Below are 13,867 nucleotides of genomic sequence, written 5' to 3' on the forward strand. Positions count from 1 at the left end.
TCGGGAGGGTGAAGGAAAGTTCGTACACACGTGCAAGTAACTTGGAACTGTCGGTGGTTCAATTAACACTGCCAGAGAACTAAGTGCTTTGCCAATCCGGACACGCTGATCTGATATTCTAACGGTCAAAGAACTTCTTGAACGAGTAAATCGTGGCCGCTCGCCCTGCTCTCGCGATCGATGTCGTGAGCGGAATCTCCTTGGGGCACACCGCGACGCAATTTTGAGCATTTCCGCAAGCTTGGATACCACCAGCGCCCACCAAGGCTTCCATGCGTTCGTTCGCAATGCTCTTGCCAACTGGGTGCGCATTAAACAAGATGGCTTGGGAAATGGCGTGAGCCCCGAGGAATCCCTCGTTGTAGGCAGCTTCTTTCCTAGCTTGGAACGCTTCGTCCGTTTCACCGGCCTGCTTCTGCAACTCGATCTTGGTGAACTGTGGGCACGCTTCCAGGCAACAACCGCAGCTCATGCACTGGCTAAGCGGATAGTTTTGCTCTTGGTCGGCTCGAGCAATTCTCGGGCCTGCTCCCATATCGTACGAACCGTCTACAGGTACCCATGCCTTGACTCGCTTGAGATTGTTGAACAATCGGGAACGATCGATGAGTAGATCCCTCACAACCGGGAACTTGGTCATTGGTCGCAGCTCGATCTCCTGCGGATTGTCTTCAAGCAGACGATCCACTAGAGCACTACAACTCTGTCGAACACGTCCGTTTATGACCATCGTGCAAGAGCCACAGACCTCTTCCAAGCAACCACAATCCCACGCCACAGGACAAACCTTCTTGCCTTCGGCTGTGGTGGACTGTGCAGCGACCTTTTGTAGGACGCTGATAACGTTCATATCCGGCTCGTATTCTACTTGGTGTCTCTCCCAATAGGGTGGCATTCCCGGACCATCTTGTCGCAGTACGCGCACGTTGACTTTGGAAGGCTTGCGTTGAGGAGCATCAGTTCCTGGAGCGATCATGGTAAGTAACTTATCGATTAATTAGTATTTTTAGTGAGTAATATTGGAGGCCGAAAACAAAAGGGCTAAGTTGCAGCGGCTGTGAGTGAGCCAGCTTCACTGTTGCTTCGTTCCTTCCAAACTTGTTCAATAGCTTCTGCACCCACCAATCCGTACAGACGTGGACGCGGAGACATGAGTCGCATATCGATCTCTTCAAAATTGTGTATCGGCTCCTGGTCACCCCAGGTGCAAACAGTTGTCTTGAGGAACTTATCGTTGTTCTTTTCGAAAGAATCACACCATTGTTCTGCCTCGACCTGACGCGAAGCTTCGTCCGTCGACTTCAAACTTGGAGGTGAAAACGCTGGCTTGTAGTGAGCACCGCGACACTCGTCTCGCATTCGAGCACCCTTGAGGATACTGAGAGCAATCGGGAACATGTCTTGTACGGACTTCGTGAAAATCACGTTCTGGTTTGTCCAGCTTCCGGTATCGCTCAGTGAGCAGTTCTTAGATCGGGCCTGCAATTCGAGAACTTTCGCGTAAGCTTGATCGATCTGCGAATTCTCCCGGACCACCGTAGCGGCACGAGTCATCGTATCGCCTAACTCTTGATGGATGAGGTACGGGTTCTCTGTCCCGGAGTTGTTCGATAGCAGCTGCTGGTGCCGGTCCTTTTGTGCCGCGACGGCTTTCTCGAAAACGCTTGGAGCCAAAGACGAAGGAGACTTGGAGCTCTTCATCCAATTGGCCAACCCAGGAGCGACGAACAACCCGCTGAAAATGCAGCTCAAAAGCGAGTTCGCACCAAGCCGGTTCGCACCATGGTACTGGTAGTCGCACTCTCCGATCGCATAGAGACCAGGAACGTTGGTAACCTGGTTCTTGGGGGATCCAGCGAGCAATCCGCCGTCAGCATTTGCTTCGTAGTCGACCCAAAGTCCCCCCATGCTGTAGTGAACCGCGGGGAAAATCTTCATCGGCTCATCGCGCGGGTCGACGCCTTGGAATTTCTCGTAGATTTCTAGGATGCCACCGAGCTTCCGGTCTAATTCCGCTCGTGGGATGTGAGTCAAATCGAGGTAAACGCACATCCTGGTCGGGTCGACCGACAGTCCCTCGTTGACGCAAATGTTGAAGATTTCTCGCGTCGCGATGTCGCGAGGCACAAGATTGCCGTACTTGGGGAACCGCTCTTCGAGGAAATAATATCGCTCGTTTTGCGGGATATCTTTGGGATAACGCGAATCGCCAGGCTTGCGGGGCACCCAAACTCGTCCACCTTCACCCCGGGCCGACTCACTCATCAATCGCAGCTTGTCTGCCCCTGGAATCGCGGTCGGGTGGACCTGGATAAACTCAGGATTTCCAAGTTTCGCACCTGCTTGGAAGCAACGGCTCGCCGCACTCCCGGTGCAGAATACCGACATCGTTGATCGTCCGAACACCAATCCGTTTCCGCCTGTTGCGACAACAACTGCTCCAGCAGGAAAGGCCCTGATTTCCATAGAAACCATGTCTTGGGCAGTCACGCCAACACAGCGTCCAGAATCGTCTAAAATAGGCCCGAGGAAGTCCCAGAATTCATACTTCTTGATAAGCCCCTCACTCTCGTAGCGGCGAACTTGCTCGTCCAAAGCATACAGGAGTTGCTGTCCGGTCGTCGCACCGGCGAAGGCGGTCCTTTTGAAGAGGGTGCCGCCGAACCGGCGTCGATCAATGAAGCCTTCCGGAGTTCGGTTGAAAGGCACACCGAGACGGTCCATGAGGTCGATGACCTTGGGAGCCCAATAGGCCATCTCCTTAACTGGCGGCTGGTTTTGCAGAAAGTCACCGCCGTAGATCGTGTCGTCGAAGTGCTTCCACTCGTCATCACCCTGCTGACGAGTAAGGTCGTTGACGCTGTTGATCCCACCTTGAGCACAAACGCTGTGAGATCGCTTTACAGGAGTCAGGCTGAGCAGATCCACGGAAATACCGAGTTCTGCTAATTTCATGGCGGCTGCGAGGCCCGCTAAACCACCACCTACTACAACGATTCTGTCTGCCATAATTCGTGATCTTTATTTGTAGTTACACTTGATGAACTATTAAGGAAACCGGTTCTCTCTCCCGCAATTAACGGAGAGCCGTTGGGGGGGACGGACCAAGCGGTGGCAGGCATTACCCGCCAGCACCTCAGAGATCGTCCTACTTCATGCCGATTGGTTCGGGGGTGATGGTCTTGTGACCGTCCGTACGCTTGTGATCGTTAGGTGTGGTCATGTGGCCTTTGACACGTACATCATACATTTCGTCTTCGATTTGCTTGGCTTGCACGGGGTCAGTTTTCAGAACTGCCACGACCGAAGTGATGCCAGCCAGTCCGATGAAAACGCCGAAGATGGTACATGCGATCGAGGCTCGGTGCTGCGACTTGGGCGTTAACCAGAGCCCCCAAGTGATTCCTGCCGTCCAGACCCCATTAGCGAGGTGGAATGTGCTGACGAGAACACCCGCAAGGTAGAATATCGGCCAAACAATGCTCAGCGAATTCATAGCCAGAGCCAGAGAGCTTGCTGCGTTATACGGTCGAAATTGCGCCATACCGAGCGGTTCGGCAATCATGCTCAGCCACCAATCCCAGTGGAACCAACCGTGCAGATGAAACACATGGGTGAAGATGAACAGGATAGCGATGTAGCCGCTGATTCGCTGTAGATAATAGCGATAATTGCTGGTTAATCGGTAATTTTGCGTGTTGTTCTTGCCCGTGCGGGCGATCCACACCCCAACCGCAGCATGAAAAATGATCGGGGCAAAGATAAACGTCCACTCGATGAGTGGAAGCATCGGCAGGGCATGGATATTGAATACGTTGTTCTGAAATGTAGCCGGCCCAGCAATCAAACTAGCGTTCACGATCAAGTGAACGCACATATAGGCACCGACAGGCACCAAGCCGCTCAGCGAGTGCAATCGTCTGATTAGAAACTCGTGCCGGAGAAAAAAAGATGATGAAACGGAGGGGGTCGAACTGCTGGCAGTCATGTTTTTTGATTATTTTGGGAGCATACCTCGGCTGGGCCAATGCCTTAGCCACCGAATTACTGGCTGATCTACTGTAAAGATTCTGACAGTTTTAACTAGGTCACGAAGTCAAAACCGCTGGTCTTTTTCCCCGAACCGTCAAAATCGCACCAACTACTCCAGTTTAGCAGACTGGCTATCTGCCGCGAGCCATTGCCCTGGGGTTTTGTCCGGAGGGTGGGCTGGTCCGGGGGATCCTGGGACAATCGCAGGAAACAGAAAGCTTTTCGTTGACAGTCGAGAATTGACCTAACTATACTCGAACCTTAGCGTCTGAAACTTTGTACGAAAATGGGTGCGGAATCCCGTTTTCCAGGCTACTTTGCCCCTCGTCGCATTCCTCTGTTTCGGTGACACGATGAATTTTCTCGGTCGAATTTTCGTAGGTCTCATTTTTATCGCGAGCATTGGGTTCTTCTTCGCAGCGATCTTTGCGAACAGTTCCCACATGGACTACACGGAAAAGTTGTCGGACCTCCGATCCAAAAACGACCAGCTCACCAGAACGGTGAACGAAGCCAAACTGGCCCAAGAAAAATTGCAGACTGCACTTCTTCAAGAACAGATCGCTCGAACCGCGGCACTGGCAGCTCTCCAGCAACAATTGGGGGACCAGACCGAAGAGCTACAACAAGCCAATACCAAGCTCAGCCAAATGAATTCGGTCAACACCACCATGACCCAAAAGCTGGCCGAGACTTTGGATCGTCTCAAGGCAACCATGATCAACAACGACACGCTTCGCGCCGAGAACGACAAAGTCATCACGGATCGTAACGTTGTTCGCAAGAAGGTGATCGAACTGACCGACGAACTTAACGAACTCAACAGCAAGATGGCCGACTTGAAGGAAATGCGTGATCAGCTCCAAGAAAGCGAAACCATCCAGCGTGCTCTCGCTGAAACTCGGCTAAACACTTTGCGTCTAGCCGGTATCCAAGATGCCGAAGATTTCCCGCCGGCTGATCTCCAAGGGCAAGTCCTCGCCGTAAGCGGAAACCAATTGGAAATCTCACTAGGACGCGATGATGGAGTTCGAACAGGCCACACTTTGGAGGTTTATCGCGGCGCGAAATACATCGCTCGGGTACAGATTGAACGCACTGACAACGACAAGTCGATTGGACGCGTCATGAACACGCACCGAAAAGGGTATATTCAACAGGGTGACAAGGTAGCCTCAAAGCTGCTTGATTAAAGATGGTTTCGTAAACAGGCCACTACCTTCCGTATGTAAAGACCGCCTTCCGTATGTAAAGACCGCCACGTCAGCATCAATCTTCTTATCCGAAAACACCGACGATTTTCATCAATATGTCCACTCAAAAGCATCCCATGTCTATCTACCACGTCATGCTGATCCTGTCTGCGATCTTCATGTTTCTCGCATCGATCCTGATGGCACTCGAAGCACGACGCTGGTGGGATACCGGACCTCGTGCTCAAGTGGTCAACAGCCGATTGATGTAAGGCTGCTCTGGCGAACAACTAGTTTTGCAGCAATGCAGTTCGACCTTCTGAAACCCTCGTGAGATAAACTTCCCGAGGGTTTTTTGTTGAATGAAATAAATCCGAAGCGCCGCATGGGAAACGACTCCTATTGCTGGATCCCCAATTCGTAGCCAGCCTGCTAGAATCCAGGAGATCGTAGTCACGCGAACGGAATGATTACGCGAACTGTACTGATAACCTGCCCTAGACGGAGCTATGCATGAAGTATTGGCTACTCAAGACTGAGCCCGATGTGTTTTCGATCGACGATTTATCACAGGCCCCTAATCGCACCACGCATTGGGATGGTGTTCGGAACTACCAAGCCCGAAACTTTATGCGAGACGACATGGAGGTTGGAGACCGCATACTGATTTATCATAGCAATGCGCAGCCCCCTTCGGTCGTCGGGACTGCTACTGTTGCTAAAGCGGCCTACCCTGACTGGACCGCCTGGGACGAGAACGATCCACACTTCGATCCTAAGAGCACACCCGAATCACCCCGTTGGTTTATGGTAGATGTTCAATTCGAATCGAAGCTGGCTCGCCCGGTTTCCTTGTCTGAGCTAAGAACTGTACCCGCCTTGGAGAGGATGGTTCTCCTTCAAAAAGGTTCGAGATTGAGCGTCCAGCCGGTCACCAAGGCCCAATTCTCTGCTATCGTGAAGCTAGGAAGGGCGGTGGCTACAAGTTAGCTCTTACTTCAACGGTGGAGGATACATCATGTCGCAACTCATCATGTCGCAACTCATCGGCCATTATAGCATCGCACATCTCGGGAGCACCGTTTCGAACTCCTCTGCCGCGACTGTTTCTAGAGTTTTTGCACTCAAACTTGTTACCGTGGCTTTCGCCCTGGTGCTGCTGGTTTCTGTAACGGAAGCGTGGGCGTCACCTCCCGCTTGGCAAATTGACGAGCCAGCGGAGGCCTCCAAGCTTTTAGAGCAACTAGCTAAAGAGCTGGATTCCAATCGACTCGCCGAAAGAGACCAAGCCGAAGCCAAGATGATAGCGCTCGGCCCTAGCTACCTACCATTCTTCCCCGCGATTTCCGACGATCAGTCCCCCGAGCTATCGATGCGTCTGGAACGGATTCGTGCGAAAATGGATGAGCAAGAAACGCTACTCACTCAAAAGCCATCGGTCGTAAACCTCGTTGGGGCATTTAAGGGCCTCGATGCTTTACAGAAACTTGCAAGCCAAACGGGAAACCTTATCGACACCGGTGATTCCGAACACTTACAGCAAACGATTTCGGTTGAATTCAAAGAAACTCCCTTCTGGAAGAGCCTCGATGAAATACTGGATCAGTTAGGTCTGACAATCCCTCACTACGACGGTATGAAGATAGAGGTAATCGAGAGCAGGCCAGAATCACCGTTGCGAATCAGTTCGGCTGTTTACTCCGGAGCATTTCGGCTCGAACCGATACGAGTTACCAAAAACAGCGAACTCGTGCTGCCATCACGAAGCAGCTTGACTATCAGTTTGCTGATTTCCTGGGAGCCGCGGTTGAGCCCCTCAGAGATTCAGCTTGCACCTGAGTCTCTCGCCTTCCTATGTGAAAACGGCGAGCGTTTGGAATGCGTGGAACGTGAGCCGATTTCCATAATCCCTTCTGGAGGAAATCAAGCAGTGGTGGAACTGGAGTTTCGCATGCCGAGCAACCGCGCCGATTCGGTGATGACCTGGAGTGGTGAGCTTGATATCACGTACCCAGGCCGGTTAGCTGCTGTTGCTTTTTCTGACCTTGAGACCGCACAAGGCAAAAGTTTAGAAACGGGAATGATGACCGTAACAGTGGACTCAATTCGAAAAAACCGAAGCGTTCGGGAAATCTCGCTATCGGTCGCGGTTGGTTCTCGCGATGGGAGCGATACAGCTTGGGACTCACTGGCGACCATGCAGGAGGCGCTCTTGTACGCGCCGGATGGAGCCCAGATCGAAAACGTTGGCTGGTCGTCTGACCCGCTGGGTAACGGTAAGCAAGGCTTTTCTTACTTGTTCGAGCTCCCCGATCAGATCCAGGGGTATCGACTCGTATTCCGAGCTCCTGCCACTGTGGGAAAGGAGAGGCTCCCTTTCACAGGTGGCGAGATAAAGCTGCCCTGAAGCCACGATCACAGGAGGAACTGTAGAGGGGGGCCGGCGTTATGGTGTGCGATATAGGTTGTGAACAACATTTCCCGAGAAGTCCCTTTGCCTGAAGACCGGCACGATGCTGTTTCACTAGTTGCGAGACTGATAGTAGACGATCGAATAACGAGGAACAGCAACAATTCTTTCTAATCGCACAGCCCGGTTTTCACTCGATACAGCGCCGTGTCGGATAAAGATTCTTTAGATGCAAGTTCATGCAGAATAACGCTTTACGGTAGAGGGCGGGGGCTTTCGCCACCCGGAAGTCAGCGGGATGCTGTCTACTAACTGTCAATCTTCGGCTGGGATCGCAGCGAGGCAAATATACTAGCTAAGTTGCGGGTACAGGTTGACACCTGTTTTCGGTGTGCTAACTTTCCATCTTACGTAATTTACGCAAAGCCCCTGATCGGAATATTTTGCCAGATGGTTAACCCTGGCAATTTAGTCCGCAAGGAGCGCCGGAGCGGTTTCTGGCGCGAGTGGTCCATAGAAATTTCAGGATGTGCATCGTGGCGTTTGCGTGGACACAGTTTCAGAATCCCTTGGGAGGAATTGAGAATGGTTAAAGTTCGTTTGGCTTCTTTGGCATTGGCAGCGGTTGCCTTGTCCAGCTCGTTCGCTTCGGCTTCTTGCGGTGGCCGCGTTGGCCTCTTGGCAAAGCTTCAAGCATCAAAGGCTTCCTGCTGCGAGCCAGCACCAGTTTGTGCACCAGCACCAGTTTGTGCTCCAGCTCCGACCTGCTGCGAGCCAGCTCCAGCATGTGGCGGTCGAGTAGGTCTTTTGGCTAAGCTCAAGGCACGCAAGGCTGCTTGCTGCGAGCCAGCTCCAGTTTGCTGCGAGCCAGCTCCAGCTCCTGTTTGCTGCGATGCAGCTCCAGCTTGCTGTGAGCCAGCACCAACCTGCGGTGGCCGAGTTGGTCTTTTCGCTAAGCTCCGCGCTCGTCGTGCATCTTGCTGCGAGCCAGCACCAGCATGCTGCGAAGCTCCAGCTCCTGCTTGCGGATGCGGAACAACTGTTGTTACCTCCGGTTGCAGCACCTGCGGAACCACCGTTGACATGGGTTCCGTAAGCACCAGCGAAGCAGCACCTCCAGCAGCACCAGCTGCTCCTTCGGCTAGCGATGCTCCAACGACCTAGTCTTTGGAAAATCTGAGTTTGAATTAGAATGAACCGGGGTGGAAACACTCCGGTTTTTTTATTGTGCTACTCGCAAGCCTTCCAAGCCTTGGCAAAGCTGATCCATGCAAAAGAATTCCCGTGCCCAACAGCCTCCCAGCTCCCAGCCTGTCAGCTCCCAGAGTGTAAGTTCCCCGGGGCAGGGAGCTAGCCACTACTCCCAACCAAGTGGCTTGGTTCGTGCTCTCGTGTATGCTCTAGCCATCATCCACTTTTCAGTCCTTGCAATCGCCTATTCAGGAAACTGGTTAAAGTCGTCGTCAAAAGATCGATTGATCACGCGACTGAAACCCTACCTGATTGGACTCAACTGGAACCTGGAGATGTTTCCAGTCGAATGGAATCGTATCGATCCAGATGAAGGTTGTGCGAGGCTTGTCCTGAAAACCCCTGAGGGAGAAACGTTTGTCGCACTCAGCACCAACTCGCCCAACGCCGATCGATTGCGAGAGCGTCAATTGCTTGGGCTTATGAACAGCATGGCGTTGAACGCGAACGATGATGGCCTCTCGTTACTGCTCGCTTCGGCTGTTCGGTTCGCAGAGAAATCGCAAAGTAGAACCTTTTCTTCGATCGTTATCGAACAGCGAGAATACGGAACCGCAGATTACTTCGTCACCTATGAAGCCAAAAAAGTGCTGATCGACGGAGCGATCACGTTTTTACCTCTCCTAGAACCGCAACGAACGGTGCAGAGCCTTGTTACGGCGTCCATCGTAGACGATGCGACGCGTGCGGAGGGAGTCGAATGAGAGCGACCGAGCTAAACAAACCCAAACCCACAGTTGCCGGCTGGTTGAGTTCTGTGGATTCTGTCTGGGGGGAGTTTTGGTTTGCCCCACTCCCGACACCGCAAATTCGAACCACAAGATTCATCGTTGGCTTGGTATCGTTTTTCTTGTTCTTAAGCTATGCATTAATCGGAAACAAATGGTTTACCGATCGTGGCTGGTTTGACAGCACGGCGGGGCTATTCCTTGTGGGAGAAGGATTGCCTGATATGGGAGCCGAATTTCGGATCACTCCGTTTTATCAAAATCCACAGTGGGTTTTTCCTGTTGCCATCGTGGGTGCGATAGCATCGATTGCTTTAGCCATCGGTCGATTGGCTCCGATCGCTGCTTTGGTTGCATTCCTCAGCATCATGTTTTTTCATAATCGCGCCCCCTTGCTAGTCACCTACAGCGAACCGCTGGTATCAGCCTTTCTGTTCTACTCAATCCTCGTGCCGAGCGGCTTGTATAAATCCAATAAAGCTTACTTTGCGACGGTGGGCATGAGGCTCATTCAGATCCACTTTGTGCTCTGGATTGGGTTTAGCCTGTTTAGCATGCTCTCCAATGAAGGTTGGTGGACCGGGGAGTCCGTTCGCCGTTTGATTGAGGATCGCCAAGGGCTTCTTCCCTCATCATGGGGTATGCCAGTCTTTGCAGAATGCATGACAGTCCTAATCGTTATCTCGCAAATCCTGTTTTTAATTTGCGTAGCGAGGCCTTCGTGGCGACAGTACGGTTTCTGGGCTATGCTTGTTTTTGTCCTGGCTATGCTAATCGTCATTGCAGATTGGATGTATGCTTTGACGGTTGTGGCCGGACTTTTGTCGCTCGCTATGCTACCTTTGTTTTTATCCAAAAGAATTTTAGCCTACTCATGACTCCCCGCTTTCCACCCTCCCAAGGAACTTCGCGACGCGAGTTTCTGTGCGACTCAGCCATAGCCGCCGCCTCTGTCGCAGCAGGCATTTCCATAACGAGTTCTGCCTCGGCTGCATCTCCCCCAATTACCTCTCCTAGTCCCACAATCACCTCTTCCAGCAGCGAGGCAAAGCAGATGAAATTTTGTCTAAACACCAGCACCATCCAAGGGGACAAGATTCCGATTCGGGAGCAAGTGGAAATCGCCAAAAAGGCTGGTTACGATGGAATCGAGATATGGCTACGCGATGTGGACAAGTTTGAGAAAGAGGGTGGCAAGCGAAGTGACCTCAAAAAGCACATCGCAGACTCGGGACTTGCTTTGGAGAGTGCAATCGCATTTGCAGCCTGGATCGTTGACGATGACGAAGCGCGAAGCAAAGGACTCGAACAGGCCAAGCGAGAAATGCAAATGGTTGTCGATTTGGGTGGCCATCGCATCGCAGCACCACCCGCCGGAGCATCGAATTCGGACTCACCCTCCATCTCGCTCGACGCAGCCGGACGCAGATATGCGGACCTTTTAGAGGTGGGGGCTCAATTGGGTTGCACACCAATGCTCGAGGTGTGGGGGTTCTCAAAGAATCTTTCCAAACTCCCCGAGGTGCTTTACATAGCTTCCGCTTCGCAACATCCCAATGCGTGCATCCTCCCCGACATCTACCACCTTTACAAAGGGGGCTCGACGTTTGAAGACATCAAATTCCTTTCAGGAAAAAAGATCCCAGTCTTTCATCTAAACGATTACCCTGATATCCCGAGAGACGAGATCAACGATGCAGATCGCGTGTACCCCGGCGATGGCGTCGCCCCCATTACGGAAGTATTGCGACAAGTCATTGCGACAGGGTTCGATGGAGTCGTGTCGCTAGAATTGTTCAATCGAAAGTATTGGGAACAAGATCCGAATGTTGTCGCCGCAGAAGGTTTGCGCAAAATGAAAGCCGTCATCCCAAACTAGAAAGCCGTTATGCTAAGAACGAAAATCCTGTTAAGCAAAGCTCTCACCTGCGCACTTTTGGTCGCTGCTGTCTCTCAGGCGCAGCAACCTGTTCAAGAATTCCAAGCACCTAAAGAACTGACCCCACCCTCGATAGGCTTGGGAACCATGCCGGAATGGATTACCCAGTTCTCGGCAGACCAGGATACCATGCGCCGTAGATTTCGGCTTCCGGCTGATCCGTATCTCTACGAGTTCACGGAGAATCTGCTATCCAGCTGGCGTGAAAGAATGGACTCGCTCGATTTCAATTCACTCGAATATGACGACCAAATCGATTGGTTGATGCTCTCTCGCGAGATCGACCACCTGGACTATTGGCAAAATCGAAACAAGCTCAGAGATACGGAGGCATTAAAGCTCATCCCTTATGCAAACTTGCTGGGACGATTTTCTGCAGCGAAAGAACACGGAATCAAACTCGAAGCGGAAGAAGCTGCAGAGTTGCTAGACCAAGTTGCCAAGATGGCAGAAACAGCTCGCGGTGAACTGTACGCCCCGAAATCATCCGAATCGGACGAACAAGTTCGTGCGACGTTAGCGATTACCGCAATTCGAGCCGCTGAACTGATCGATCAATTTTCTCGCTACGCTCGGGACACTCACAATTTTTACGATGGCTACGACCCTAAGTACATGTGGTGGGCGGGCAAGCCGTTCACCGCAGCGATGGAAGCGGTTAAGAATCATGGGCGAGCGGTCCGAGAGAAGTTAGCTGGCATCCGAGAAGATGACAAAGACAAGATCATTGGATTGCCAATCGGCGATGAGGCATTACAGCAATCTCTCGTTCATGCTTGGATGCCTTACACGGTGGAAGAGCTGATCAAGATAGGTGAGCGCGAATTAGAGTGGTGCGAAGCGGAATTCAAAAAGGCAGCCGATGAATTGGGGTTCGACGGTGATGCGAGGAAGGCATTGAATCTCGTTAAATCGAGATACGTCGATCCAGGCGATCAGCCGGACATGATCCGTGATCTGGCTTGGGAAGCGATTCATTTTCTCGAAGAGAACGATCTGCTAACCATACCGAACATGGCCAAGCACGGATGGCGGCTCGAAATGATGAGCCCCGAAGCACAGCGGGTGAATCCGTACTTCCTAGGTGGCAACAATATCATCGTTTCGTACCCTACGAACACGATGACCCATGAGGAAAAGCTCATGAGTCTGCGCAGCAACAATATTCATTTTTGTCGTGCTACGGTGCATCACGAGCTGATTCCTGGACACCACATGCAATACTACACCCTCGCTCGTTATCGTCCGTATCGAGCTCTGTTTAACTCACCTTTCTGGATGGAGGGTTGGGCGTTGTATTGGGAGATGGTGCTGTGGGACAAGAACTTTGGCAAGACACCAGAAGATCGAGTGGGAATGCTCTTTTGGAGACGCCACCGCGCGGCGCGAATCATTTTTTCACTGAACTATCAATCGGGAAAATGGAGTGCTGAGGAGTGTGTCAAGTATCTGACTGAACGCGTAGGACATGAGCCCAGCGCAGCAGCCGCCGAGGTGCGTCGTTCCGTCATGGGCAACTACGGGCCGCTTTACCAAGCAGCTTATATGCTAGGTGGTCTTCAGTTGAGATCGTTGGAACGCGAGCTAGTCCATTCGGGCAAAATGACCTACAAAGAGTTTCACGATGCCATCCTCAAGGAGAACTACATGCCCTTTGAACTCCTCCGCGCCAAGCTCCTGCGGCTGCCGCTGAGCAAAGACCAGATTTCGACCTGGAAGTTTTAGTCCGCAAAAGTAGCCTCATCCTATTGTCACTTTAGAGGGCAACCATGCAAGGAACGCAAGTATATCGCGAATATTGACTTTAAAAGCGCAGCACGGGTTGGCTCCATCCCGCGAATCCTTGAAATTACACTTCGTTTATGCAATTGTTCTAGCTGGACATACGATGCAACTTTCGGACTGCATATTCGATACATTCCTCACATTGGTATCGGAAGCAACTGCAATGCGGTCATGGATATTGGAAATTTATGGCTTCTGCTCGCCCGTAACCAAGCATTAAGGTTGCGTAGGTGGCCCGCCGCGTGCCTAGAGATTCTCTGGACCGACTTTCACTGAAAATGAATAAAGGGTGTGGACATGAACAATCCAGGTGTTTGCTCGATCGTCGTTGAGGAACTGCGTGATATGCTAACTCAAGAACGGTCGGCTCGTATCAAGGCTGAAGTAAGAGCAGAAGAGCTCGAACGTCAGCTACAGCAGGCTAAGTGTCAGCATCAAGAGTGCACCGAGGAACTGGATCGTGAACAACAAAGAACGCGCGCTATGTTCGGACCAATCCCCGATACAAGATTTGGCGAGATAGACTAGT

The 13,867-nt window shown here is 51.9% G+C and carries 13 protein-coding genes; 9 read left to right on the plus strand and 4 right to left on the minus strand.

Annotated elements, in window-relative coordinates:
• Positions 1-118: 118 nt before the first annotated feature.
• The 3 genes from sdhB to SH449x_RS22080 form a co-directional block, all read right to left on the minus strand.
• Positions 119-976 (minus strand): succinate dehydrogenase iron-sulfur subunit, encoded by an 858-nt coding sequence (gene sdhB / locus SH449x_RS22070; protein ID WP_482378247.1) that lies wholly within the window; start codon positions 974-976, stop codon positions 119-121.
• 65 nt (positions 977-1,041) lie between these two features.
• Complete coding sequence (gene sdhA / locus SH449x_RS22075; protein WP_482378248.1) at positions 1,042-3,009, minus strand: succinate dehydrogenase flavoprotein subunit; 1,968 nt, start codon at positions 3,007-3,009, stop codon at positions 1,042-1,044.
• A gap of 139 nt (positions 3,010-3,148) precedes the next feature.
• Positions 3,149-3,988, minus strand: a complete 840-nt coding sequence (locus SH449x_RS22080) for a succinate dehydrogenase cytochrome b558 subunit (RefSeq protein ID WP_482378249.1) — start codon at positions 3,986-3,988, stop codon at positions 3,149-3,151.
• A gap of 397 nt (positions 3,989-4,385) precedes the next feature.
• Between SH449x_RS22080 and SH449x_RS22085 the strand changes: the two genes are divergently transcribed.
• The 4 genes from SH449x_RS22085 (at position 4,386) to SH449x_RS22100 (ending at position 7,632) form a co-directional block, all read left to right on the plus strand.
• Positions 4,386-5,225 (plus strand): hypothetical protein, encoded by an 840-nt coding sequence (locus SH449x_RS22085; RefSeq protein WP_482378250.1) that lies wholly within the window; start codon positions 4,386-4,388, stop codon positions 5,223-5,225.
• 137 nt (positions 5,226-5,362) lie between these two features.
• The gene (locus SH449x_RS22090) at positions 5,363-5,497 is read left to right on the plus strand and encodes a hypothetical protein (protein WP_482378251.1); all 135 of its coding nucleotides are present in this window, start codon (positions 5,363-5,365) and stop codon (positions 5,495-5,497) included.
• Positions 5,498-5,738: 241 nt separating this feature from the next.
• Entirely contained in the window at positions 5,739-6,215 is a 477-nt protein-coding gene (locus SH449x_RS22095) for an EVE domain-containing protein (RefSeq protein ID WP_482378252.1), read from the plus strand.
• A gap of 28 nt (positions 6,216-6,243) precedes the next feature.
• Positions 6,244-7,632 carry a hypothetical protein gene (locus tag SH449x_RS22100; protein WP_482378253.1) on the plus strand — a complete coding sequence of 463 codons (1,389 nt, stop codon included), beginning with the start codon at positions 6,244-6,246 and terminating at the stop codon, positions 7,630-7,632.
• 692 nt (positions 7,633-8,324) lie between these two features.
• On the opposite strand, the gene SH449x_RS22105 is transcribed toward SH449x_RS22100, so the two are convergent.
• Positions 8,325-8,720, minus strand: coding sequence for a hypothetical protein (locus SH449x_RS22105; protein WP_482378254.1), 396 nt, complete (start codon positions 8,718-8,720; stop codon positions 8,325-8,327).
• Between the two features lie 183 nt (positions 8,721-8,903).
• On the opposite strand from SH449x_RS22105, the gene SH449x_RS22110 reads away from it, so the two are divergent.
• From SH449x_RS22110 to SH449x_RS22130, 5 genes are all read left to right on the plus strand, one after another.
• Positions 8,904-9,590: a hypothetical protein gene (locus SH449x_RS22110; RefSeq protein WP_482378255.1), complete on the plus strand. Its 687-nt coding sequence runs from the start codon at positions 8,904-8,906 to the stop codon at positions 9,588-9,590.
• Positions 9,587-10,492 carry a hypothetical protein gene (locus SH449x_RS22115; RefSeq protein ID WP_482378256.1) on the plus strand — a complete coding sequence of 302 codons (906 nt, stop codon included), beginning with the start codon at positions 9,587-9,589 and terminating at the stop codon, positions 10,490-10,492. Before SH449x_RS22110 ends, SH449x_RS22115 begins: the two co-directional genes overlap by 4 nt.
• A gap of 176 nt (positions 10,493-10,668) precedes the next feature.
• Complete coding sequence (locus tag SH449x_RS22120) at positions 10,669-11,493, plus strand: sugar phosphate isomerase/epimerase family protein (RefSeq protein WP_482378257.1); 825 nt, start codon at positions 10,669-10,671, stop codon at positions 11,491-11,493.
• A gap of 9 nt (positions 11,494-11,502) precedes the next feature.
• Positions 11,503-13,278: a DUF885 family protein gene (locus tag SH449x_RS22125; RefSeq protein ID WP_482378258.1), complete on the plus strand. Its 1,776-nt coding sequence runs from the start codon at positions 11,503-11,505 to the stop codon at positions 13,276-13,278.
• A gap of 357 nt (positions 13,279-13,635) precedes the next feature.
• A complete protein-coding gene (locus tag SH449x_RS22130; protein ID WP_482378259.1) occupies positions 13,636-13,866 on the plus strand; it encodes a hypothetical protein in 231 nt (76 codons plus the stop codon).
• Position 13,867 lies beyond the last annotated feature (1 nt).

The sequence above is a fragment of the Brakhagea baltica genome (assembly GCF_052161605.1).
GTDB lineage: Bacteria > Planctomycetota > Planctomycetia > Pirellulales > Pirellulaceae > JBKCUI01.

What these genes read in the sequence shown, in the direction of transcription:
- SH449x_RS22085 (WP_482378250.1), top strand. Translation starts at nt 4,386, where the DNA reads ATGAATTTTCTCGGTCGAATTTTCGTAGGTCTCATTTTTATCGCGAGC.
- SH449x_RS22105 (WP_482378254.1), bottom strand. Translation starts at nt 8,720, where the DNA reads ATGTCAACGGTGGTTCCGCAGGTGCTGCAACCGGAGGTAACAACAGTT.
- SH449x_RS22090 (WP_482378251.1), top strand. Translation starts at nt 5,363, where the DNA reads ATGTCTATCTACCACGTCATGCTGATCCTGTCTGCGATCTTCATGTTT.
- SH449x_RS22130 (WP_482378259.1), top strand. Translation starts at nt 13,636, where the DNA reads ATGAACAATCCAGGTGTTTGCTCGATCGTCGTTGAGGAACTGCGTGAT.
- SH449x_RS22080 (WP_482378249.1), bottom strand. Translation starts at nt 3,988, where the DNA reads ATGACTGCCAGCAGTTCGACCCCCTCCGTTTCATCATCTTTTTTTCTC.
- SH449x_RS22110 (WP_482378255.1), top strand. Translation starts at nt 8,904, where the DNA reads ATGCAAAAGAATTCCCGTGCCCAACAGCCTCCCAGCTCCCAGCCTGTC.
- SH449x_RS22120 (WP_482378257.1), top strand. Translation starts at nt 10,669, where the DNA reads ATGAAATTTTGTCTAAACACCAGCACCATCCAAGGGGACAAGATTCCG.
- SH449x_RS22100 (WP_482378253.1), top strand. Translation starts at nt 6,244, where the DNA reads ATGTCGCAACTCATCATGTCGCAACTCATCGGCCATTATAGCATCGCA.
- SH449x_RS22095 (WP_482378252.1), top strand. Translation starts at nt 5,739, where the DNA reads ATGAAGTATTGGCTACTCAAGACTGAGCCCGATGTGTTTTCGATCGAC.
- sdhA (WP_482378248.1), bottom strand. Translation starts at nt 3,009, where the DNA reads ATGGCAGACAGAATCGTTGTAGTAGGTGGTGGTTTAGCGGGCCTCGCA.
- SH449x_RS22115 (WP_482378256.1), top strand. Translation starts at nt 9,587, where the DNA reads ATGAGAGCGACCGAGCTAAACAAACCCAAACCCACAGTTGCCGGCTGG.
- sdhB (WP_482378247.1), bottom strand. Translation starts at nt 976, where the DNA reads ATGATCGCTCCAGGAACTGATGCTCCTCAACGCAAGCCTTCCAAAGTC.
- SH449x_RS22125 (WP_482378258.1), top strand. Translation starts at nt 11,503, where the DNA reads ATGCTAAGAACGAAAATCCTGTTAAGCAAAGCTCTCACCTGCGCACTT.